Origin of the sequence: Brevundimonas albigilva, assembly GCF_023503965.1 — a bacterium.
Classification (GTDB): domain Bacteria; phylum Pseudomonadota; class Alphaproteobacteria; order Caulobacterales; family Caulobacteraceae; genus Brevundimonas; species Brevundimonas albigilva.
Map to the genome: position 1 here is coordinate 2,671,427 of NZ_CP097298.1, position 20,019 is coordinate 2,691,445.

Annotated in this window: 18 protein-coding genes, 5 pseudogenes and 1 riboswitch; of the genes and pseudogenes, 10 read left to right on the forward strand and 13 right to left on the reverse strand. The window is 69.1% G+C overall.

Going from position 1 to position 20,019, the window contains the following annotated elements; all coding sequences use genetic code 11:
• Positions 1-193: 193 nt before the first annotated feature.
• From MU852_RS14085 to MU852_RS14105, 5 genes are all read left to right on the forward strand, one after another.
• Positions 194-556 carry an AtpZ/AtpI family protein gene (locus MU852_RS14085; RefSeq protein ID WP_249750087.1) on the forward strand — a complete coding sequence of 121 codons (363 nt, stop codon included), beginning with the start codon at positions 194-196 and terminating at the stop codon, positions 554-556.
• Between the two features lie 6 nt (positions 557-562).
• On the forward strand, positions 563-1,348 hold the full coding sequence (locus tag MU852_RS14090; RefSeq protein ID WP_249750088.1) for a F0F1 ATP synthase subunit A: 786 nt from the start codon (positions 563-565) through the stop codon (positions 1,346-1,348).
• Between the two features lie 56 nt (positions 1,349-1,404).
• The gene (locus tag MU852_RS14095) at positions 1,405-1,629 is read left to right on the forward strand and encodes a F0F1 ATP synthase subunit C (protein ID WP_008261286.1); all 225 of its coding nucleotides are present in this window, start codon (positions 1,405-1,407) and stop codon (positions 1,627-1,629) included.
• 66 nt (positions 1,630-1,695) lie between these two features.
• Complete coding sequence (locus tag MU852_RS14100; protein ID WP_249750089.1) at positions 1,696-2,268, forward strand: F0F1 ATP synthase subunit B family protein; 573 nt, start codon at positions 1,696-1,698, stop codon at positions 2,266-2,268.
• Complete coding sequence (locus tag MU852_RS14105) at positions 2,268-2,783, forward strand: F0F1 ATP synthase subunit B (protein ID WP_249750090.1); 516 nt, start codon at positions 2,268-2,270, stop codon at positions 2,781-2,783. Before MU852_RS14100 ends, MU852_RS14105 begins: the two co-directional genes overlap by 1 nt.
• Positions 2,784-2,855: 72 nt before the next feature.
• On the opposite strand, the gene MU852_RS14110 is transcribed toward MU852_RS14105, so the two are convergent.
• From MU852_RS14110 to MU852_RS14120, 3 genes are all read right to left on the reverse strand, one after another.
• On the reverse strand, positions 2,856-3,323 hold the full coding sequence (locus MU852_RS14110) for a DUF6789 family protein (protein WP_249750091.1): 468 nt from the start codon (positions 3,321-3,323) through the stop codon (positions 2,856-2,858).
• A 128-nt stretch (positions 3,324-3,451) separates the two neighbouring features.
• Positions 3,452-3,778: a hypothetical protein gene (locus MU852_RS14115; protein WP_249750092.1), complete on the reverse strand. Its 327-nt coding sequence runs from the start codon at positions 3,776-3,778 to the stop codon at positions 3,452-3,454.
• Positions 3,779-3,970: 192 nt separating this feature from the next.
• Positions 3,971-4,990 carry an SDR family oxidoreductase gene (locus MU852_RS14120; protein WP_249750093.1) on the reverse strand — a complete coding sequence of 340 codons (1,020 nt, stop codon included), beginning with the start codon at positions 4,988-4,990 and terminating at the stop codon, positions 3,971-3,973.
• A 70-nt stretch (positions 4,991-5,060) separates the two neighbouring features.
• Here MU852_RS14120 and MU852_RS14125 point away from each other — a divergent pair, with 70 nt between their 5' ends.
• Complete coding sequence (locus tag MU852_RS14125) at positions 5,061-5,663, forward strand: TetR/AcrR family transcriptional regulator (RefSeq protein ID WP_249750094.1); 603 nt, start codon at positions 5,061-5,063, stop codon at positions 5,661-5,663.
• Positions 5,664-5,665: 2 nt separating this feature from the next.
• Here the strand turns inward: MU852_RS14125 and gcvPB are convergent.
• The 4 genes and pseudogenes from gcvPB to gcvT all read right to left on the reverse strand — a co-directional run bounded on the left by gcvPB (position 5,666) and on the right by gcvT (position 10,321).
• A pseudogene (gcvPB, locus tag MU852_RS14130) lies at positions 5,666-7,239 on the reverse strand (aminomethyl-transferring glycine dehydrogenase subunit GcvPB).
• Between the two features lie 14 nt (positions 7,240-7,253).
• Positions 7,254-8,602, reverse strand: a pseudogene (gene gcvPA, locus MU852_RS14135) (aminomethyl-transferring glycine dehydrogenase subunit GcvPA).
• A 230-nt stretch (positions 8,603-8,832) separates the two neighbouring features.
• Positions 8,833-9,198: a glycine cleavage system protein GcvH gene (gcvH, locus tag MU852_RS14140; protein ID WP_249750095.1), complete on the reverse strand. Its 366-nt coding sequence runs from the start codon at positions 9,196-9,198 to the stop codon at positions 8,833-8,835.
• A gap of 11 nt (positions 9,199-9,209) precedes the next feature.
• A pseudogene (gene gcvT, locus MU852_RS14145) lies at positions 9,210-10,321 on the reverse strand (glycine cleavage system aminomethyltransferase GcvT).
• A gap of 44 nt (positions 10,322-10,365) precedes the next feature.
• Positions 10,366-10,460: riboswitch (glycine riboswitch) on the reverse strand.
• 210 nt (positions 10,461-10,670) lie between these two features.
• Here gcvT and MU852_RS14150 point away from each other — a divergent pair.
• The 3 genes from MU852_RS14150 to pncA all read left to right on the forward strand — a co-directional run bounded on the left by MU852_RS14150 (position 10,671) and on the right by pncA (position 13,436).
• On the forward strand, positions 10,671-11,705 hold the full coding sequence (locus tag MU852_RS14150) for an alpha/beta hydrolase (RefSeq protein WP_249750096.1): 1,035 nt from the start codon (positions 10,671-10,673) through the stop codon (positions 11,703-11,705).
• A gap of 124 nt (positions 11,706-11,829) precedes the next feature.
• Positions 11,830-12,795, forward strand: a complete 966-nt coding sequence (locus MU852_RS14155) for a class 1 fructose-bisphosphatase (RefSeq protein WP_249750097.1) — start codon at positions 11,830-11,832, stop codon at positions 12,793-12,795.
• A 2-nt stretch (positions 12,796-12,797) separates the two neighbouring features.
• Positions 12,798-13,436, forward strand: coding sequence for a bifunctional nicotinamidase/pyrazinamidase (gene pncA / locus MU852_RS14160; protein WP_249750098.1), 639 nt, complete (start codon positions 12,798-12,800; stop codon positions 13,434-13,436).
• Here the strand turns inward: pncA and MU852_RS14165 are convergent.
• Positions 13,433-14,466 (reverse strand): annotated as a pseudogene (locus MU852_RS14165) (adenosine deaminase). The gene pncA and the pseudogene MU852_RS14165 sit on opposite strands and share 4 nt — an antisense overlap.
• Positions 14,467-14,538: 72 nt before the next feature.
• Here MU852_RS14165 and MU852_RS14170 point away from each other — a divergent pair.
• Positions 14,539-14,697 carry a hypothetical protein gene (locus MU852_RS14170; RefSeq protein WP_249750099.1) on the forward strand — a complete coding sequence of 53 codons (159 nt, stop codon included), beginning with the start codon at positions 14,539-14,541 and terminating at the stop codon, positions 14,695-14,697.
• Positions 14,698-14,700: 3 nt separating this feature from the next.
• On the opposite strand, the gene argS is transcribed toward MU852_RS14170, so the two are convergent.
• The 5 genes and pseudogenes from argS to xseA all read right to left on the reverse strand — a co-directional run bounded on the left by argS (position 14,701) and on the right by xseA (position 19,998).
• Positions 14,701-16,503 carry an arginine--tRNA ligase gene (gene argS, locus MU852_RS14175; protein WP_249750100.1) on the reverse strand — a complete coding sequence of 601 codons (1,803 nt, stop codon included), beginning with the start codon at positions 16,501-16,503 and terminating at the stop codon, positions 14,701-14,703.
• A 1-nt stretch (position 16,504) separates the two neighbouring features.
• Positions 16,505-17,164, reverse strand: coding sequence for a Tat pathway signal sequence domain protein (locus MU852_RS14180; RefSeq protein WP_249750101.1), 660 nt, complete (start codon positions 17,162-17,164; stop codon positions 16,505-16,507).
• Between the two features lie 134 nt (positions 17,165-17,298).
• A complete protein-coding gene (locus MU852_RS14185) occupies positions 17,299-17,862 on the reverse strand; it encodes a DUF3035 domain-containing protein (RefSeq protein WP_249750102.1) in 564 nt (187 codons plus the stop codon).
• Between the two features lie 69 nt (positions 17,863-17,931).
• Complete coding sequence (gene lspA, locus MU852_RS14190; RefSeq protein WP_249750103.1) at positions 17,932-18,438, reverse strand: signal peptidase II; 507 nt, start codon at positions 18,436-18,438, stop codon at positions 17,932-17,934.
• Positions 18,439-18,517: 79 nt separating this feature from the next.
• Positions 18,518-19,998: pseudogene (xseA, locus tag MU852_RS14195) on the reverse strand (exodeoxyribonuclease VII large subunit).
• Between the last annotated feature and the right edge of the window lie 21 nt (positions 19,999-20,019).

The following is a 20,019-nucleotide window of genomic DNA, read 5'->3' on the forward strand; positions in this document are numbered from 1 at the left end:
GGGGATTCTCACATCATCGAGAGCGACGCTTCGCCGCGCCGCGCCTGTGGGTGAAGAAAATCGAATGCAGACAAAGCCTTAAGTCGTGTGTCGCGCGCCTTGACCTATCGGCCGCTCACGATTAGTTTCCGCGCCGAATTCAGACCCGCCCGGACGCACTGTTCGGGCGCTGAGCGCACAGGCCCTGTCCCCTATGACGGAATCGCGTGAAGAGGCGATCAAACGCCTCCAGCAGCAAAGCGCATCCGACCTGGAGGCGCGGACCACGGCGGAGAAATCCGCCGAACTGACCGGCCAGAAGGTGGCCGGGCAGGCCTACAAGATCATCGCCGAGCTGCTCGGCGGCGTCTTCGTGGGACTGGCGTTCGGTTTCGTCGCGGATTGGGTCCTGGGGACTCGTCCGTGGGGTTTGATCGGCGGCGTCCTTCTGGGCTTCGCCTTGTCGATTTACATGGCGCGCCGCACGGCCAACCGGCTGATGGCGCAGGCGAAGGCGCAAGGGACCACGGCTCCGTCCGAACCCTATGTCGAAGCCGGCGAAGACGAGGAACGATAAGGCTCTATGGCCGATCCGATTCATCAGTTTCAGATCCAGAAGGTCATCGACCTTCCCGACGTGACCTTGCCGGTGCTGGGCACGGTGGACCTGGCGATCACCAATTCGCACATCGCCATGACGGCGGCCTTCGTGGCGATCGTCGGCTTCCTGGCCGCCGTGACGTCGAACGCCCAGGTCGTGCCGGGCCGCCTGCAGGCCGCCGGCGAGGGCGTGTTCGGCCTGATCGACAATCTGGCGGACTCCATCATCGGCCACGACGGCCGCAAGTATTTCCCGTTCGTGTTCACGATCTTCCTGCTGATCCTGGGCATGAACCTGCTGGGCCTGTTCCTGACCTTCACGGCGACGTCTCAGCTGGCGATCACCGCCACCTTCGCGCTGATCACCTTCGGCCTGGTGCTGGTCGTGGGCTTCGCCAAGAACGGCCTGGGCTTCTTCAAGCTGTTCTGGCCGATGGGCGCGCCGCTGCTGCTGCGCCCGGTGGTGGGCCTGATCGAGTTCGTTTCCTTCCTGCTGCGGCCGATCACCCTGGCGCTTCGTCTGTTCGGCAACATGCTGGGCGGCCACGTGGCGCTGAAGATCTTCGCCGGCTTCGTCGTGTCGCTGGGCCTTCTGGGCCTGGGCGGCGGCGTGGGCCTGCTGGCCTTCCCGGTGGCGGCCCTGTCGCTGGGCATGGTCGTCGCCCTGACCGCGCTGGAGTTCCTGGTGGCCTTCCTCCAGGCCTTCGTCTTCGCCGTTCTGACCTGCATCTACCTGAACGATGTGGTCAACCTGGACCACGCCCACTAAGGGCCGGTTCAGCCTCTTCACCCCAACCACCAACGACTTAATCTAGGAATACAATCATGGACGCTGAAGCCGCGAAGTACATCGGCGCTGGTCTCGCCACCCTGGGCATGATCGGTTCGGCCCTGGGCGTGGGCAACATCTTCGGCCAGTTCCTGGCCGGCGCCCTGCGCAACCCGTCGGCCGCCGCCGGCCAGGTCGGCAACCTGTTCGTGGGCGCCGCCCTCGCCGAAGCCCTGGGCATCCTGGCCTTCGTGCTCGGCATCCTGATGATCTTCGGCTGATATCAGCCGATACGGCGCGCGGGGTTCGCCCGCGCGCCGCTCATCTGATCCTGCAGTAGACGGTTCATGGCCAGCACCCACACCATCGACGCGGTCCCGCCTTCGGTCGAACGGGACCTGCACGCCGAGACGGCGACGCCCGGCGATCACGGCTCGGGCGGCCTGCCGCAATCCCAGTTCGAGCACTGGGCCGGACAGATCGGCTATCTGCTGATCCTGTTCGCCGTCCTGTATCTGCTGGTGTCCAAGGTCTTCGCGCCGCGCCTGCGCAAGGTGATGGACGAACGGGCCGACACCATTTCCACCGCCGTCGCCACGGCGCGTCAGGTCCAGGCCGAGGCCGCCGACCAGGCCGCCCAGGCCCAGGCCGAGGTGGTCAAGGCCCGCGCCGACGCGCGCGCCACCGCCGCCGCCGCCAAGGCGCGCGTCACCGAAGAGGCCAATGCGCGTCAGGCTGCGGAAGAGGCGGTCGTCAACGCGCGCATCGCCGAGGCCGAGGCCGCCATCGGCAAGACCCGCGACGCCGCCATGTCCAACGTCTCCACCATCGCTTCCGACGCCGCCGCCGCCATGGTGGAGCGGCTGACGGGCAAGGGCGCGACGGCCGCCGAACTGGCCGCCGTCAAGGGAGCCGCCTGATGAACCTGATCTTCGAACACGGCATCTGGGACCTGTCGAACGCAGAGATCTGGGTCGGCGTCGGCCTGTTGATCTTCTTCGGCATACTGATCGCGGCGGGCGTGCCGAAGATGGCCGCCGCCCAGTTGGACGCCAAGGGCGCCAAGATCCAGGCGGACCTGGACGAGGCCGCGCGTCTGCGCGCCGAGGCCGAGGCCATGCTGGCGCAGATCCGCAAGGAGAAGGCCGAGGCCGAGGCCCAGGCCGCGGACCTGCTGGCCGCCGCCGAGGCGGATGCGCGGCGTCTGGAGGCCGAGACCAAGGCCAAGCTGGAAGAGACGCTGGCGCGTCGCCAGAAGCTGGCCGAGAACCGGATCGCCCAGGCGGAGGCCCAGGCCTCGGCCGAGGTCAAGGCCGCCGCCGCCGACCTTGCCGCCAAGGCCGCGGAGGACATCTTGGCGGCCCGGCTGGCCGGCCAGGCCAAGGACCCGCTGCTGGATGCGGCCATCGCCCAGATCGGCGACCGGCTGAACTGATCGACTGGTCCCGAACGACCAAAGGCCCCCGACGGAAACGCCGGGGGCCTTTTTCATGCGCGGTGCGCGACGTCAGTGGGCGGGCGCGCCGCCGATGATCGTGGCCCCGCGCTTCTCGCGCGCGACCAAGCGGGCATAGACATTGCCCAGCACGATGCCGAACACCGCATGGGTGATCAGCAGCCAGGCCACGGTGCCGAAGCCCGCGCCGCTGGAGAAGGTGCGATAGTCGCCCAGCATGAAGACGCCGAGCATCATCACCACCCAGGCGCCGACCGCGAAGACGATGCCCTTGGTCTCGGGCGTGTCGGTGGGCAGGCGGGGGCACAGATAGCCGAACAGCGGCCCCAGGATGAAGACGCCGCTGATCAGATGGATTCCCCATCCGACGGCCATGTTGCCCGGCATGCCGATGATGCTGGCGATGACCCCCTGGAAGGGATCGAACCAGTTGAGGAACATGTTCGGGATTTCGAGCAGCGACGCCGCGATCGTGGCGAAGACGCCGGCGACGAGGCCCTTTTGTACGCGTGACATCATGACCTGAGCGCCTCCCAACGCTTGTTACGGTTCTCTGATAACGCGAAGGGGAGGATACGCCGGTCGGGGGTCGCGCGGGTTCAACTTCCCGTGGTTAGCGGGCGCAGCATGACGCGCGTCGATTTCGCCTAGGCGCGGCGAAAAAGCCTTCTGAAAGAACGGCGAATTCGCTTACGCACGCGCACAAGACGGCGGCGACGACGCAACATCATCTTTTCCGCGCGCAGGGCCTGCTGCCAGAAGACGGGCGCGATCTCGGGCTTTCGACGCATGAGTCGGCGGAACGGATAGACCCACTTCGGCCGGGCGTACTGGGCGCGGATGGATTGACGCTTGGCCCAGAAGGAACTGCGCAGGATCAGCATCAGACCGACCGCGATCACCGGGACGCCGCCGGGGCCCGGCAGCGGCGCGATCAGGATGCCCAACATCACGACCAGCAGGCCGCCGGCCATCAGCGCCCAGCGCCGGGCGGTCCGCAGCAGGCGGCTGCGGGATCGGACGGGCGAGGGCAGGGCGAGGGAGGAAGCGTAGGTCACGAGATACGGCAGGTGGGGAGGAGGGCGTCTTCTGACAACGGCCGCCGCGGCCGCCCGATCCCTTGTCGGGAAAGGAAACGACGGCCGTGGCGACCGCGCCACAGCGGATCAACGCGCGGAGTCGATGGCCGATGCGTGGCGGACAGGTGAAGCTTTGGTCATGGTCGAAAAGAACCGCCGCCCTGTGACCCGGCCGCAACGCGGACGAGGGCTCAGCCGTAGCGAACGCCGGTGAGACGCTCCGACTCGGACCAGAGACGGCGCGCCACCTCTGGATCGCGGGCGGCCGGGTCGACGCGCGCGGGGCCGGGCGGGCCGCGCCATTCGCCAAGCGCCTGCGGGCCGTAATAGCCGCCCGGCGTCGCATCCGGCAGGCAGGGTGGCGGCCATCAGGCTGGGCAGGGCGCCGGCCGCCGCCGAATGGGTGAGCAGCGGCAGGAACAGCCGAGCGCCGAACCCGGTCAGGCCGCCGGGGCCGTTCGACATCAGGTCGGTGTTGGCGACGCCGGGGTGGGCGGCGACGCTGGTCAGGCCCCAGCCGTGGGCGTCGCTGCGCCGCTGAAGCTCGACGGCGAACATCAGCATGGCCAGCTTGGACTGCTGATAGACCGGCCACGGGCGGTAGCCGTGCGCATGGTTCAGGTCGTCGAGACGGATGCGGCCGCCGTGGTGGGCCATGCTCGACAGCTGAACCACCCGCGCGCGGCCCGCCGTCAGCAACGGCAGCAGACGCCCCGTCAGGGCGAAATGAGACAGGTAGTTGACGCCGAACTGCCGCTCGAAACCGTCGGCCGTCGTCTCGCGCCGGGGCAGGGCCATAACGCCGGCGTTGTTGACCAGAATGTCGATCGGCCGGCCATCGGCCAGCAGGCGATCGCCGAAGGCGGCGATCGACGCCAAGTCCGCCAGGTCCGCCAGGCCGAAACGCACCTCGGCGTGGGGATGACGGTCGCGGATCATCCGTTCGGCCCTGTCCCCCTTCAGCGGATTTCGCCCCGCCAGCACCACCTCGGCGCCCGCGCCTGCCAGCGCCAGGGCCGTCTCCAGGCCCAATCCACCGGTCGCGCCGGTGACGATGGCCAGGCGGCCCCTCTGGTCGGGAATATCGTCTGTGGTCCAGGTCGCCATCGGTCTATCCTGTCGTTTCGAGAGTCGCCACGGAGGGCGCCGGACTTGCATATCTGCATCCGGTGCAAATATGCAAGAAGTGCAAAACGAAAAACATGCCGACGCCGGCCTGCGCCAGCGCAAGCGCGCGGCGACCCATGCGCGCATCCAGGCCGAGGCGATGCGGCTGTTCCTGGCCAATGGGTTCGAGCCGACGACGCTCGACGAGGTGGCGGCGGCCGCGGGCGTTTCGCGGCGCACGTTGCTGAACTACTTCGGCTCCAAGGAGGAGATCGTCTTCTCCACCAAGGCGGACTTTCCCCGATGGGTGGCCGATGCGGTGGCCGCGCGTCCCGCGGACGAGCCTATGCTGGACATGGTGGAGAACGCCCTGTTCGACCTGGCCGACCGGCATCGGTCGCAGGAGGCGCGGGCGGTGGCGGCGCTGATCGCCGCCACGCCGTCCCTCCGCGCCGGCGACCAGGCCAAGTACGAGGCGGTGGAACGCCTGCTGGCGCTTACGCTGGCGGCGCGCAAGGGCCTGCCGGATGACGATGTCGCCTGTCGCGTCGTCGCGGGCGCGACCGTCAGCATCATCAAGCAGTCCATGGACGCTTGGCTGGCCAACCCCGACCTTCCGCCCGAAACGTTCGGGCGGAAGGCCTTCGCGGCCCTGAGACGGGTCGCCGGATAGGGTCAGGCCGCCTGGTTGGAGCCTTCGGGCGCGGTCCAGCGGAGCACGGGCGAACGGGCGGCGCGGGTCTCGTCCAGACGCCGCAGGGGAGCGTGGAAAGGCGCGCCCTTGAAGCGGTCGACGTCGCCGGCCTTCGCCGCCTGGGCCAGCAGACGCATGGCCTCGATGAAGCGGTCCAGTTCGGCTTTCGACTCCGTCTCTGTCGGTTCGATCAGCATGGCGCCGTGGACGACCAGCGGGAAATACATGGTCATCGGGTGGAAGCCCTCGTCGATCATCGCCTTGGCGAAGTCGAGCGTGGTGATGTCCGTGCCCTTCAGCCATTCGTCGTCGAACAGGGCCTCGTGCATGCAGGGGCCGTCGGGGAAGGCCGGGCTCATCAGGTCCTGAAGGCGGGCCTTGATGTAGTTGGCGTTCAGCACGGCGTCCTCGGCGACCTGGCGCAGGCCGTCCGAACCGTGGCTCATCATGTAGCTGAGGGCGCGGACGTACATGCCCATCTGGCCCTGGAAGGCGCACAGGCGGCCGAAGGCCTGGGCGGCGGCGCCCTCTTCCCGCTCGATCAGGGCGTGCCATTGTCGTCGTGAACGACCCAGGGGGCGGGCGCAAACGGGGCCAGGGCCTCCGACAGCACCACCGGACCCGCGCCCGGACCGCCGCCGCCGTGAGGCGTCGAGAAGGTCTTGTGCAGGTTGATGTGCATGGCGTCGACGCCCAGGTCGCCGGGGCGCACCCGGCCGACGATGGCGTTGAAGTTGGCGCCGTCGCAGTAGAAGTAGGCGCCCGCCTCGTGCGTCAGGCGGCTGATCTCCAGGATGTCGCGCTCGAACAGGCCGCAGGTGTTGGGGTTCGTCACCATGATGGCGGCCACGTCGTCGCCCAGCTTGGCGGCCAGGTCGGCGACGTCCACGCGGCCGTCGTCGGTCTGGGCCACCTCCACCACCGAATAGCCGACGAAGGCGGCGGTGGCGGGGTTGGTGCCGTGGGCGCTGGTGGGGACCAGGACCTTGCGGCGCTTCTCATGCTGGCCCGAGGCCTCGTGGGCGGCGCGGATGGCCATCAGGCCGCACAGCTCGCCATGCGCGCCGGCCTTGGGTGACAGGGCCACGGCGGGCATGCCGGTCAGGGTCTTCAGCCAGTGGGCCAGGGTGTCCATCAGCTCCAGCGCGCCCTGCACCGTCGACTGCGGCTGCAGCGGGTGAATGTCCGAAAAGCCGGGCAGGCGCGCCATCTTCTCGTTCAGGCGCGGGTTGTGCTTCATCGTGCACGAACCCAGCGGATAGATGGCCAGGTCGATGGCGTGGTTCTTCTGGCTGAGGCGCACATAGTGGCGCATGGCCTCGGGTTCGCTGAGGCCGGGCAGGCCGATCGGATCCTTGCGGACCAGGTCGCCCAGGTCCGAGGCGTCCGTCTTGGGTTCCGGCAGATCGACGCCGGTCTTGCCCCAGCCGTCGCCCTCGAAGATCAGCTTCTCGTCTTGCAGCAGGCCGCGCCCGCCGGTCAGGGTCGGATGCTTGTAGTCGTGATCGACGGCGTTCGGGGCGGTCGGGCGGCCGACGGTGTTCATGGTGCTCATGGTCTGTCTCCCGCTCAGGCCGCCAGCACCTTGGCGAGCGAAGCCGCCAGGAGCTTGATGTCGTGGTCCAGGGTTGTCTCGGTCGCGGCGACCAGCAGGACGTCGTCCATGCCGGCGTCGGGCGCCAGGCGGCTGTAGGGCACGCCCGCCAGGATGTGGTGGCCGGCCAGGGTGTCGACCACCTGGGCCGCGTTCCTGGGCAGGCGGATCGCGAACTCGTTGAAAAAGCGCGGGGTCAGCACCTCGACGCCGGGGATCGCCGCCAGGGCGTCGCGCGTCGCCACGGCCTTCTCGTGGTTCAACAGGGCCAGTTTCCGCAGCCCCGTCTCGCCCAGCAGGCTCATGTGGATGGTGAAGGCCAGGGTGCAGAGCCCTGAGTTGGTGCAGATGTTGGACGTGGCCTTGTCGCGGCGGATGTGCTGCTCGCGCGTCGACAGGGTCAGGACGAAGCCGCGCTCGCCGTCGGCGTCCACGGTCTCGCCGGTCAGGCGGCCGGGCATCTCTGGCGGATCAGCTTCTCGCGGGTGGCGAACAGGCCGACGTAGGGGCCGCCGAAGTTGAGCGCATTGCCGATCGACTGGCCCTCGGCCGCGACGATGTCGGCCCCCATCTCGCCGGGCGACTTGAGCAGGCCCATGGACACGGCCTCGGTCACCACGACGATCAGCAGGGCGCCGGCGGCGTGAGCGGCCTCGGCGATCCGGGTCACGTCGGTCGCCGTGCCGAAGACGTTAGGGGTCTGGACGACGACGCAGGCGGTGTCGGGACCGATCTGGTCGATGACGGCGGCCTCGGCGTCGACGGCCGGGGCCAGGACCTGGGTCTCGACGCCGACGGCGTGGACCACGGTCTCGGTCGCCTTGACGTAGTGGGGGTGAACGCCGCCCGAGATCACCGCCTTGTTGCGGCGGGTCACGCGCGTCGCCATCAGCACGCCCTCGGCCATGGCGGTGGAGCCGTCGTAGAGGCTGGCGTTGGCGACCGGCATGCCGGTCAGGTTCGCGACCTGGGTCTGGAACTCGTAAAGGTACTGCAGCGTGCCCTGGGCGATTTCCGGCTGGTAGGGGGTGTAGCTGGTCAGGAACTCCGACCGCTGGATCACATGGTCCACGGTCGCCGGGACGTGGTGCTTGTAGGCCCCCGCGCCGCAAAAGAAGGGCACGGCGCCGGCCGTGGCGTTCTTGGCCGCCATGGCCGACAGGGCGCGCTCCACCTCCAGCTCGCCCGCCACGCGCGGCAGGTCCACGGGGCCGTCCAGCCGCGCCGCCTGGGGCACGTCGATGAACAGGTCGTCGATGGAGTCGGCGCCGATGGCGGCGAGCATCGCCGTGCGGTCGTCGGGCGTCAGGGGGAGGTAACGCATCTAATGTTCACATTCCGCTTGTCATCCCGGCCGAAGCGAAGCGGAGAGCCGGGACGGGATGGGCTTTCAATGGTCCGTCCCGGTCGGCCCGAAGGGCTGAACCGGGACAAGGGGAGGGCGGTCGGCGTGTCCCGGATGAGCTGCGCTCTCCGGGACCAGGAAGGCTGGCGGCTCGTCCGCCCCGGCTCTCCGCTTCGCTTCGGCCGGGATGACAAGAGCGCCCTGGGAACTCAGAGGGTCTTCAGGAACTCGTCGTAGGCGGCCTGGTCCATCAGGGCGTCCAGCTCGCCGGCGTCGGAGACCTTGATCCGGGCGAACCAGCCGTCGGCCTCGGGGGCCGAATTGACCGTTTCAGGCGCGGTCGACAGGGCGTCGTTGGCCTCGACCACCTCGCCCGAGACGGGGGCGTAGACGTCCGACGCCGCCTTGACGCTCTCGACCACGGCGAAGCTGTCGCCCTTGGAGACCGTCTTGCCCACCTCGGGCACCTCGACGAACACCACGTCGCCCAGGGCGTCGGCGGCGTGCTTGGAGATGCCGACGGTGGCGATGTCGCCGTCCAGGCTGACCCACTCGTGATCCTTGGTGAACTTCATGGTCTGATCCTTCAGGCCTTGGGTTTGCGATAATAGCGTTGCGCCACGAAGGGCATGTCGACGACCTCGGCCGCGGCGGGCTTGCCGCGCACGACCACCTTGAGCGCCGTGCCCAGCGCGGCGAAGGCGGGCGGCACGTAGCCCATGGCGATGTTCTTGCCCAGGCTGGGCGAGGGGCCGCCCGAGGTGACCTTGCCGATGACGTTGCCGTCGGCGTCGGCGATCTCGGCGCCTTCGCGGGCGGGGGCGCCCTCCTTGACGACCAGGCCGACACGGACGCGGGCGGGGCCGTCAGCCAGCTCCTTCAGGATGCGTTCGGCGCCGTTGAAGTCGCCGCGTTCCTTGCGCGACTTGGACAGGGCGAAGGTCAGGGCGCCCTCGACGGGCGAAGTGGTTGGGTCAATGTCGTGGCCGTGCAGCGGCAGGCCGGCCTCCAGGCGCAGGGAATCGCGGGCGCCCAGGCCGATCGGCTTGACGCGGGCGTCCTCCAGCAGGGTGTTCCAGACGCGTTCGGCCTGGTCCGTCGGGACGGAGATCTCAAGCCGTCCTCGCCCGTGTAGCCCGAGCGGGAGACGAAGCAGTCCACGCCGAACAGGATCAGTCGGGCGCATTCCATGAAGCCCATCTCGGCCAGCACCGGCTCGTGCGCGGCCATGACCTCGGCGGCCTCGGGGCCCTGGATGGCGAGAAGGGCGCGGTCCAGCACCGTGAGCCTCGCGTCGCCTTCGAGGTTGGCGTTCCAGAAGGCGAAGTCCTCGTCCTTGTTGCCGGCGTTGACGACCACGAACAGGCCGTCGTGGTCGGGACGGCCAGCCATGAGGTCGTCGATGATCCCGCCGTCCGCGTTCAGCAGCAAGGAATACTTCTGCTTGCCGGCCTTCAGGATCTGATAGTCGCCGGGAACGAAACGCTCGAACTGAGCGATGGCGTCGTCGCCGGAGATGCGGCACTGGCCCATGTGCGAGACGTCGAACAGGCCCGCGTGCTCGCGGGTCCAGCGATGCTCGGCCAGGACGCCTTCGTACTGGACCGGCATCTCATAGCCGCCGAAGCCGACCATGCGGGCGCCCAGCGCCTTGTGCGCGGCGTTGAGGGGCGTGGTCTTCAGCGTGTCGTCGGTCATTCGGACTCTCGGGGTCGCGGGTGGGAGCGGTCGCCCGCCGGTCTCGCGCCCCCGCTGTCCTGAAGCCTGAGAGATTCCGGCGGTCGGGACCGCCTTGCTCCGTCGGCGCGCCATACGGCGACTTTCCAGCGTCTATCGCGCTTCGCGGTCCTTTTGCCTGAGCGTTTCCGGGGCGGTTGCGCCTTCGGCGTCGAGCCCGGTTCGCCGGCCCCGATCTCTCCCGCGAGAGCGTCCGACCTAAGCCACCGACTCCGGGCGGAAGTCAAGCCGAACGGGCCGGGACTGGAACGACATGGCGCGTGGCGGTTTCCCATGCCGAGACCCCCGCTCGAAACCCAGGACAAACAAAATGTCGATCCTTGACAAGCTGTTCGGCGAATCCGACACGCCGCGCGACCATCCCGCCAAGCCCGACGCGCCGATGAAGAAGGTGCTGGACGAACTGGCGTCCCTGAACCCCAAGCCGATCGAAACCCTGTCGCCGGAAGAGGCGCGCCGGCAGCCGACGCCCACGGACGCCGTGAAATCCCTGCTGCGCAAGGCCGGCAAGGATCCCGCCGACGACCTGGGCGTGAAGACGACCGACATCACCATCCCCGGCGCCGCCGGCCCGCTTCAGGCCCGCATCTACAAGCCGCACGCGCATTCCGAGGACAAGCTGCATCCGGTCGTGGTTTATTTCCACGGCGGCGGCTTCGTGATCGCCGACCTGGACGTCTATGACGGCGGCCCGCGAGGCGTGTCCAAGATGGCCGACGTCATCGTGGTGTCCGTGCATTATCGCCAGGCGCCCGAGCAATTCCCCGCAGCGCACGACGACGCCCTGGCGGCCTATCGCTGGGTCCTGGACAACGCCCAGAGCTTCCACGGCGACCCGCAGAAGGTGGCCGTCATGGGCGAGAGCGCGGGCGGGAACCTGCCATCATCGGTGTCGCTGATGGCGCGGGACGCGGGGCTGCCGGCGCCGGTGCATCAGGTGCTGGTCTATCCGGTCGCGGGCGTGGACATGGACAACGCCTCCTATGTCGAGAACGCCACGGCCAAGCCGCTGAACAAGCCGATGATGCAGTGGTTCGTGAAGCACATCTTCGAGAACGAGGGCGACGCCCAGGACCCGCGCATCAATCTGGTCGAGAACGCCGACCTGATCGGCCTGCCGTCGTCGACGGTGATCTGCGCCGAGATCGACCCGCTGCGCAGCGAAGGCGAACTGCTGGCGGAAAAGCTGGAGCAGGCGGGCGTCGACGTCCGTCAGAAGACCTTCCACGGCTCGACGCACGAGTTCTTCGGCATGGCGCAGGTCCTGCCCGACGCCATGGCGGCCCAGACCTTCGCCGCGCACGAACTGAAGCGCGCCTTCGGCACGGCCATCCTGCCGATCTGATCCGCCACGGCGGAGAGACGGGAGAGGGACGCCCCCGGGCGTCCCTTTTTCGTGCGCGGCGGTTGCCGCCCGGCGGCCGGCCCGCCATGAACGCAAGAACCAACAGCCATACGCAGGATCCGCCATGACCGACCGCATCAGCCTGGACGATCACCTAGGGACGCTGGATGCGCCGGAAGGCCTGAAGACGGTGCTGCGCGTCGTCGCCGGCGCGTGCGTCGACATCCGCAAGGTGGTGGCGGAAGGGGCGCTGGTCGGCGCGCTGGGCGCATCGGGCGCCGTGAATGTCCAGGACGAGGAGCAGAAGAAGCTCGACGTCATCTCAAACGACATCCTGACCGCGGCGCTGCTGGCCTGTCACGCCGTGGCGGGGGTGGCGTCCGAGGAGATGGAGACGGTTCAGCCGGCGGACCACGCGGGCGACTACCTGGCCCTGTTCGACCCGCTGGACGGATCGTCCAATATCGACATCAACGCGCCTGTCGGGACCATCGTCTCGGTGCTGAGGGCGCCGCAGGGGACGCCGACCGAGGCCGACTTCCTGCAGTCCGGCCGCAGCCAGGTCGCGGCCCTCTACGCCCTGTACGGCGCCCAGACGATGTTGGTGCTGACGACGGGTTCGGGCGTGAAGGGCTTCACCTTGTCGGCGGACGGGGAATGGCGGTTGACGCATGACGCCATCGCCGTTTCGCCGGACACGAAGGAGTTCGCGATCAACATGTCGAACCAGCGCCACTGGTCGGAGGCGGTGCAGCGCTATGTCGACGGCGTGCTGAAGGGGGCGGACGGCCCGCGCGGCAAGAACTTCAACATGCGCTGGGTCGCGGCCATGGTGGCCGACGTGCACCGCATCCTGATGCGGGGCGGGGTGTTCCTCTACCCCTGGGACAGGCGCGAACCGGAAAAGCCCGGCAAGCTGCGCCTGATGTACGAGGGCAATCCGATGGCCCTGCTGGTCGAACAGGCCGGGGGCAAGGCCACCACGGACGGGACGCAGGCCATCCTGGACGTGCAACCCGAGCAGCTGCACCAGCGCATCCCGGTGGCGCTGGGTTCGGCCAACGAGATCGACGCCTACGCCGGCGTTTGACCATGAGGATCGGCCCCGACGACGCGCTTCTGGTCATCGACCCGCAGAACGACTTTTGCGAGGGCGGCAGCCTCGCGGTCCAGGGCGGGGCGGGGATCATGCCGGCGATCAACCGGCTGGCGGAGCGGTTCGAGCGGGTTATCGTCACTCAGGACTGGCATACGCCGGACCAGATTTCCTTCGCCTCCAACCATCCGGGCGCGACGCCCTTCACCGAGATCGAGGTCGCCTACGGCCGCCAGATGCTGTGGCCGGACCACTGCATCCAGGGGACGCCGGGCGCCGACTTCCACCCGGACGCGGCGCCGGCCGTGCGCAGGGCGCTCGCCGTCATTCGCAAGGGCTGCAATCCCGCGGTCGACAGCTATTCCGGCTTCTTCGAGAACGACCGCCGGACGCCGACGGGCCTGAGCGGCCTGTTGCGCGAACTCGGGGTCGCCCGCGTCTTCCTGTGCGGCCTGGCCTATGACTACTGCGTCCGCTTCACTGCCGAGGACGCGGTGCGCGAGGGGTTCGAGGCGGCCGTTATCCGCGACGCCAGCCGCGCGATCGCGCCGCAGACCGAGGCGGCGGCTCAGAGCCGTTTCGCAGCCTTGGGCGTGGTCGAGGTTGAAGCGGCCGAACTGCTGAACGCCTTCTAGCCAAGAACCCCGGCTGAACGGGCGTAGGCGTCCACCTCTGCGATCCGCGCCGCCTTGTCGGCCTCGGGCAGGAACGCGCCTTCGAAACTGTTTCGCGCTAACTGGGTGACCTGTTCGTGGGTCAGGCCCACAGCTTCGGCCAGGCGGCTGTAGTTGTCGTTCACATAGCCGCCGAAATAGGACGGGTCGTCCGAGTTCAGGGTGACGTGCAGGCCCCGACGCAGCATCTGGGGCACGGGATGGTTCTTCAGGTCATCGACGACGCACAGCTTCAGGTTCGACAGCGGGCAGACGGTCAGGGTCATCTGCTCGCGCGCCAGCCGTTCGATCAGAGCTTCGTCTTCCATCGAGCGGTTGCCGTGGTCCATCCGGTCGATGTGCAGCAGGTCCAGCGCCTCATGGACATAGGCTGGCGGGCCCTCTTCGCCGGCGTGGGCGCACAGCTTCAGGCCCAGGTCGCGGGCGGCGGCGAAGACGCGCTGAAACTTGGATGGGGGTGGCCGACCTCGGATGAATCCAGCCCCACGCCGATGAAGTGGTGCAGATAGGGCTTGGCCGCGTCCAGGGTGGCGAAGGCCTCTTCCTCGGTCAGGTGGCGCAGGAAGCTGAGGATCAGCCCGCTGGACACGCCCAACTCGGCCTTGGCCCGATCCATTCCCGCAATCAGGCCCTCGACCACCAAGCCGAAGGGCACGCCGCGGTCGGTGTGGGTCTGGGGATCGAAGAAGATCTCGGCGTGGCGGACGTTGTCGGCGGCGGCGCGCTGGAAGTAGGCGAAGGCCAGGTCCTCGAAGTCTTGCCGCGTCAGCAGGACGGCGGCGCCGGCGTAATAGATGTCCAGGAAGTCCTGCAGGTTCGAGAAGTCGTAGGCCGCGCGCACCGCCTCGACGCTGTCATAGGGGATGGCGACGCCGTTGCGCCGGGCGAGCTCGAACATCAGTTCAGGCTCCAGCGAGCCCTCGATATGGAGGTGAAGCTCGGCCTTGGGCAGGCCGGCGATATAGGCGTCCAGATCGGCGGATGGGGTCATCGGGAACTCGCGAGCGTGGGAGGAACGGCGCGGCGCAGCGCACGTTCAGCAGGGTGCAACAGGAGCATTGTCATGGCTGACAAACAAGACGAGCCGAAGATCAACACCACCCCTGGCGTCATGGGCGACGGCACCGAGGAGCAGAACCTGGGCCAGCCGGGCGATCCCAAGAAGCGGATCACCGAGGACGAGGTGGACGACGCCTTCTCCGAAGACCAAACGTCGGACTGACCGCTACATCCGTTCGGGCGTCTCTATGCCCAGCAGGTCCAGCGCCTTTTCGAGCTGGAGCAGGGCCGCCGCCGACAGGGCCAGGCGCGAACGCCGCGTGGCCTCGTCCGGCGCGACCAGCACCGGGCAGGCGGCGTAGAACTTCGAAAAGGACTGGGCCACGCGATAGGCGTGCTCGGCCACGAGATGCGGCATGCGCTTGTCGTAGGCGTCCGAAGCGGCGGTCGAGAAGGCGTCCAGGGTCCGCGCCAGGTCCCGCTCAGCCGGCTCCGCGATGGCGATCCGGCCGGCGGTCACGTCCTGGTCGGCGGCCTTGCGCAGCAGCGATTTGATGCGGACCGCCTGGTACAGCAGGTAAGGCCCCGTCTTGCCCTCGAAGCTCATGAAGCGGTCGAGGTCGAAAACATAGCTGGTGGTGCGGGCGTTCGACAGGTCCGCGAACTTCAGCGCGGCGATCGCGACCTTGTGGGCGATAGCTTCGAACTCGTCCGCCGGTAGATCGTCGCCCAGCTTGGCGTCATGCAGGCGCTCGCGCGCCTTTTCCGTCGCCTGGTCAATCAGGTCGCGCAGCTTCAGCACGCCGCCCGCGCGGGTCTTGAAGGGCTTGCCGTCCTGGCCGTTCATCGTGCCGAAGCCAAGATGCTCCAACGACCCCTCCGCGGCGTAGCCGGCCAGATAGGCGGCGCGGAAGACCTGTTCGAAATGCTCGGCCTGGCGTTCGTCGACGACGTAAAGCGCCAGGTCCGGCGCCAACGCCTTCTTGCGGTCAAGGATCGTCGCCAGGTCGGTCGTGCCGTACATGGCCGAGCCTTCGGAGCTGATGACCAGCAGCGGCGGCGGGGACGGCGCCTCGATCACCGAGCCGTCGGCCAGCTTCTTCTTGCGGGTCTCGCCGGGACGGGCGACGTGGACCACCTGGGCGCCGTCGTCCTCGACAAGCAGGCCGGCCGCCTTCAGATGAGCGATCATCTCGTCCATCAGGGGATCGGCGTCGCTTTCGCCGTTCCACAGGTCGAAATCGACCGACAGGTCGCCGTATTCGCGCTTCAGCGCCTCGCGGCTGACGGCCACGAAATGGGACCACAGCGCACGATAGCCCGGCCGTCCGGCCTGCAGCTCGGCGGTGGCCTTGCGGGCGCGGTCGCGAAAGGCGGGGTCTTCCTTGGCCTTTGCGGCGGCCTGGGGATAGAGGCGGTCCAGGTCGGCCAGGGTCACGGGACTGGCGGTCGGGAAGGGGCCGTCGCCCGGAACCATGAAGGCGTCAGCCAGCCCTTCGTCGCCGCATGCGGTGATCAGCAGGCCCATCTGAAAGCCCCAGTCGCCGAAGTGGGCGTCGCCGGTGACGTGGTCGCCGCGGAAGCGGAACAGCCGCTTCAGGCTCTCGCCGATGATGGCGCTGCGCAGGTGGCCGACGTGCATCGGCTTGGCCACGTTCGGGCCGCCGTAGTCGATGACCACCTTGCGCGGATCGGCGACGACGGCCGCGCCGGCGTGGGCCTGATCTGCGGCGACCTCTGCGGCGCGCTGGGCCAGGGCGGCGTCGGAAAGCTTCAGGTTGATGAAGCCCGGTCCGGCCACTTCGACCGAGGCTAGGCGGGGATCGCCGGCCAGACGCGCGGCGACCTTGCCGGCCAGCTCACGCGGATTGGCCTTCAGCGCCTTGGCGGCGGCCAGGGCGCCGTTCGACTGGAAATCGGCCAGGTCGGGGCGGTCGGACGGGGTGACGCGCGCCAGGGCCGTGTCCACGCCTTCGGCGGCGAAGGCGGCGCCGACCGCTTCGCTCAGGACGGTCTTCAGGTCAGGCATCTTACTGGCTCGGCGGCGTCTGCGTCTGGGGCGCGCCGGCGTTCACCCGGAAGCGGCTGCCCGAGCGATTGAACTCGGCCATCTGGGGGGTGACGTCGAAACCGACCAGGACTTCGAAATTCGAACCGCTGGTGCTGACGTCGGCGCGCGGGATGACGATGGTGCGTTCCTCGCGAACCGAGGTCTCGCGCTGACCCTGGAAGTCGACCGGCAGGTCGAAATATTCCTTGGCCAGGACGGCGCTGTTGCGTTCGGTGACGGCGACCCAATAGCGATAGGTCTTGCGGTCGCCGGTCGCCTGGGCGCCGCGGCCCAGATCGAACAGGATCTGCATGTCCAGGCGGATCGGGTCGGATTCGCGATACTCGCAGTCGGCGCTGACGCCCTCGATCTCGCCGGTGTAGCCGACGTTGGCGATGGTCGCCCGGTCGTCGGCCAGCTCGACGTAGCGGGCGGCGTCGTACAGCACCTTCACATAGGGGCAGGGGCCGGCGTTGGCGCGACGCCGCAGCGGGGCGATGCGCGGCGCGCGCGAGCGCTGCTCCGGTTCCGCCTGCTGTCCCGACTGGCGGTCGCGCGGCGACGTCTGGGCCTGGGCGGCGGCGGGGACGAGAGCGGCCGCGACAGACAGGGCGGCCAGGGCGGTAAGGGCGCGACGCATCAGCTTATTTTTTCCGACAGCGAACAGGGCGGCGCGCGACGATCGGCGCCCGACCGCGCAACGCTCGTCGCTGATAGCGGCTAAAGCGAGGCGCGGCAAACGGCGGGAGGAGCGGCGGCCCCGCCCGGATGGGATCACAGACCCGGCAGCTTGAAGCCGCCTTCGCGGCGGGGCGAAATGGTGATGCCTTCGCGACCGCCGGTCAGGGCCTGCAGGCGCGCGGCCTCGCTGGCCGGATCGATGGTCTGCTGGCCGTCGGCGGTCTGGCGGACCGTGGCGGCCTGGGTCGAAGCGTCGTCCTTGCGCCAGAACATCACGCGATTGGCCCAGCTTTCGTCCTTGTGGGCGATGTCGCCGAACTCGTCGTCGATGACGTAGCGGGCCAGGGGGTCGGCCTGGTCGGCGCCGGCCTGGGCGACCAGGCCCTGCTCGCCGGGGGTGCGGGTGATGGCCTGGCGCTGACCCAGCAGGATCTGGCGCGCGGCGCTTTCGGGCGCCAGCTCCTGGGGACGGGGCTGGCCGGGGGCCGGCGGGCGCAGGCCGTACTCGGGCGGCACGGTCAGGGGGGCGGTGGAGACGGTGACGAACTCGTCCGGCACGACCTTGGACAGGCCGACGCCCTGGCGGATGCTGCCGCAGGCCGAAAGGGCCAGGGCGGAGGCGGCGAGGGTCAGGACGGCGACGCTGCGATGACGCATGGATTCAGGCTCGACTCGGCTTGCGCGGGCGCCCGGCGGGCGCGGTTCGCAATAGTGAAGACGGGGTGATTACGACTTTTCAGGGGCTGCGCCAACCGGAGCCGCGCGTTCGGACTTCAGGCTGTCGATGATCAGCAGAACGACGCCGATGGTGATGGCGCTGTCGGCGACGTTGAAAACCCACGGGAAGACGCCGGTGCCGGAGAAGTCGATGAAGTCCACGACATAGCCGAAGCGCACGCGGTCGATGACATTTCCCAGCGCGCCGCCCATGACCAGGCCGATCGCCGTGACCAGCAGCCGGCGGTCGGCCTTCAGCGCCCACCAGGCCAGGCCGGCGGAAACCACCAGCGAGAAGATCGTCAGACCCCACCGCGCCTCGCCGCCGCCGAACAGGCCGAAGCTGACGCCGGTGTTCTCGACCCAGCTAAAGTTCAGGATCGGCGGCAGGACCGGGACCTGGCCGACCTCGTGCAGCGAGACGCCGCTGATGATCCAGGCCTTGGTCAACTGATCCAGGACGATGACCGCGAGGGCGAAGCCGTAGGCGGCCAGGGCGAGGCGGGAAATCTTCATTCTGCGCTTTCGACGGGCGACGGAAGAGGCGCGCTTAGCAGGAAGCGGCCGCACGGGGGAGGGGCGAAATCGCCGCCGATCAGAACAGGTCGCCCTGGCCGGACGCCGCCGGGCGCGGTCGTGGCGTGCGCGGGGGGCGCCGCGGGGCGCTGCGGGCGGGGCCGCCGACGGCGGGTCCGCGTCGACGACCGCCGCGCGGGCGCCGTCGCCGAACACCAGGGACACGGCCTGGCCGGACGACAGGTCCGCGGCCGATGTCACCCAGCGCCCCTCGACATCCTCGACGCGGGCGAAACCGGGTTTGGGGCGGGACGGGTCCAGGCTGGTCAGGGCGCGGGACAGGGCGGTCAGCCGGTCGCGATCGCGAACCAGGCGGCGGTCCACGGCGGGGCGGAAACGCGGCTCAAGCGCGGTCAGTCGGTCGCGCCGGCGCTCGATGACGCGGTCCAGCAGTCCCGGCCCCAGGCGCGCGGCGACGCCGACCAGCCGGTGCCGCTTTTCGGCGGCGTGGCGGGTGAGGGCGGATTCCAACCGGCTGCCGGCGTGGTCCAGCCGCTGCTGCGCCAGGGCCAGCAGGTCCTCGGGCCGCGCCGGAAGGCCGCGCGCGACGGCGCGCAGGCGGGTGCGGCGATCCTCGATCAGCCGCCCGCCCGCCTGGACCAGGCGCCGGTCCAGGTCCGCCACGGCGTAGCGCAGGTCGTTCAGGACCGGCGTCGCCAGTTCCGCCGCGCCCGTCGGCGTCGGCGCGCGCCGGTCCGACACGAAGTCGATCAGGGTGGTGTCCGTCTCGTGCCCGACGGCGGAAATGATCGGGATGGCGGCGGCCGCGACGGTGCGGGCCAGCCCCTCGTCGTTGAAGCACCACAGATCCTCGACCGAGCCGCCGCCGCGCGCGACAATCAGCAGATCGGGACGCGGGACCGAACCGCCGGGCCGCAGGGCGTCGAAGCCGCGAATGGCGGCGGCCACCTGGCCGCAGGCGGCGTCTCCCTGGACCACCACCGGCCAGACGATGACCCGGCAGGGCCAGCGCTCGGCGATCCGGTGCAGGATGTCGCGGATGACCGCCCCGGTCGGGCTGGTGATGACGCCGATGGTGCGGGGGAAGGCGGGAAGGGGTTTCTTGCGCGCCGGGTCGAACACACCTTCCTCGCGCAGGCGGACCTTCAGCCGTTCAAGCTGAGCCAACAAGGCGCCGGCCCCGGCGGCCTCCATGCTCTCGATCACGATCTGGTAGGAGGACCGGGCCGGGTAGCTGGTGATCTTTCCGGTGACGATGACCTCCAGGCCCGTTTCGGGCTGGACGCCCAGGCCGCGCACGGTGCCCTTCCACACGACGCCGTCGATGGCCGCCTTGTCGTCCTTGAGCGTCAGATAGACGTGGCCCGAGGCATGGCGGTTGACCTTGGAAATCTCGCCACGCAGCCGGACGTGGCCGAAGCGCTCCTCCAGCGTGCGCTTCAGGGCGAAGGACAGATCCGAAATCGACAGGGGCGGATTGTTGTCGCGTGGGGCAGGCGGATCGGCCGGCCCTTCGAACACATAGGAGTCGTCGCTCATGCGCGCACTCTAGCCTGCGTC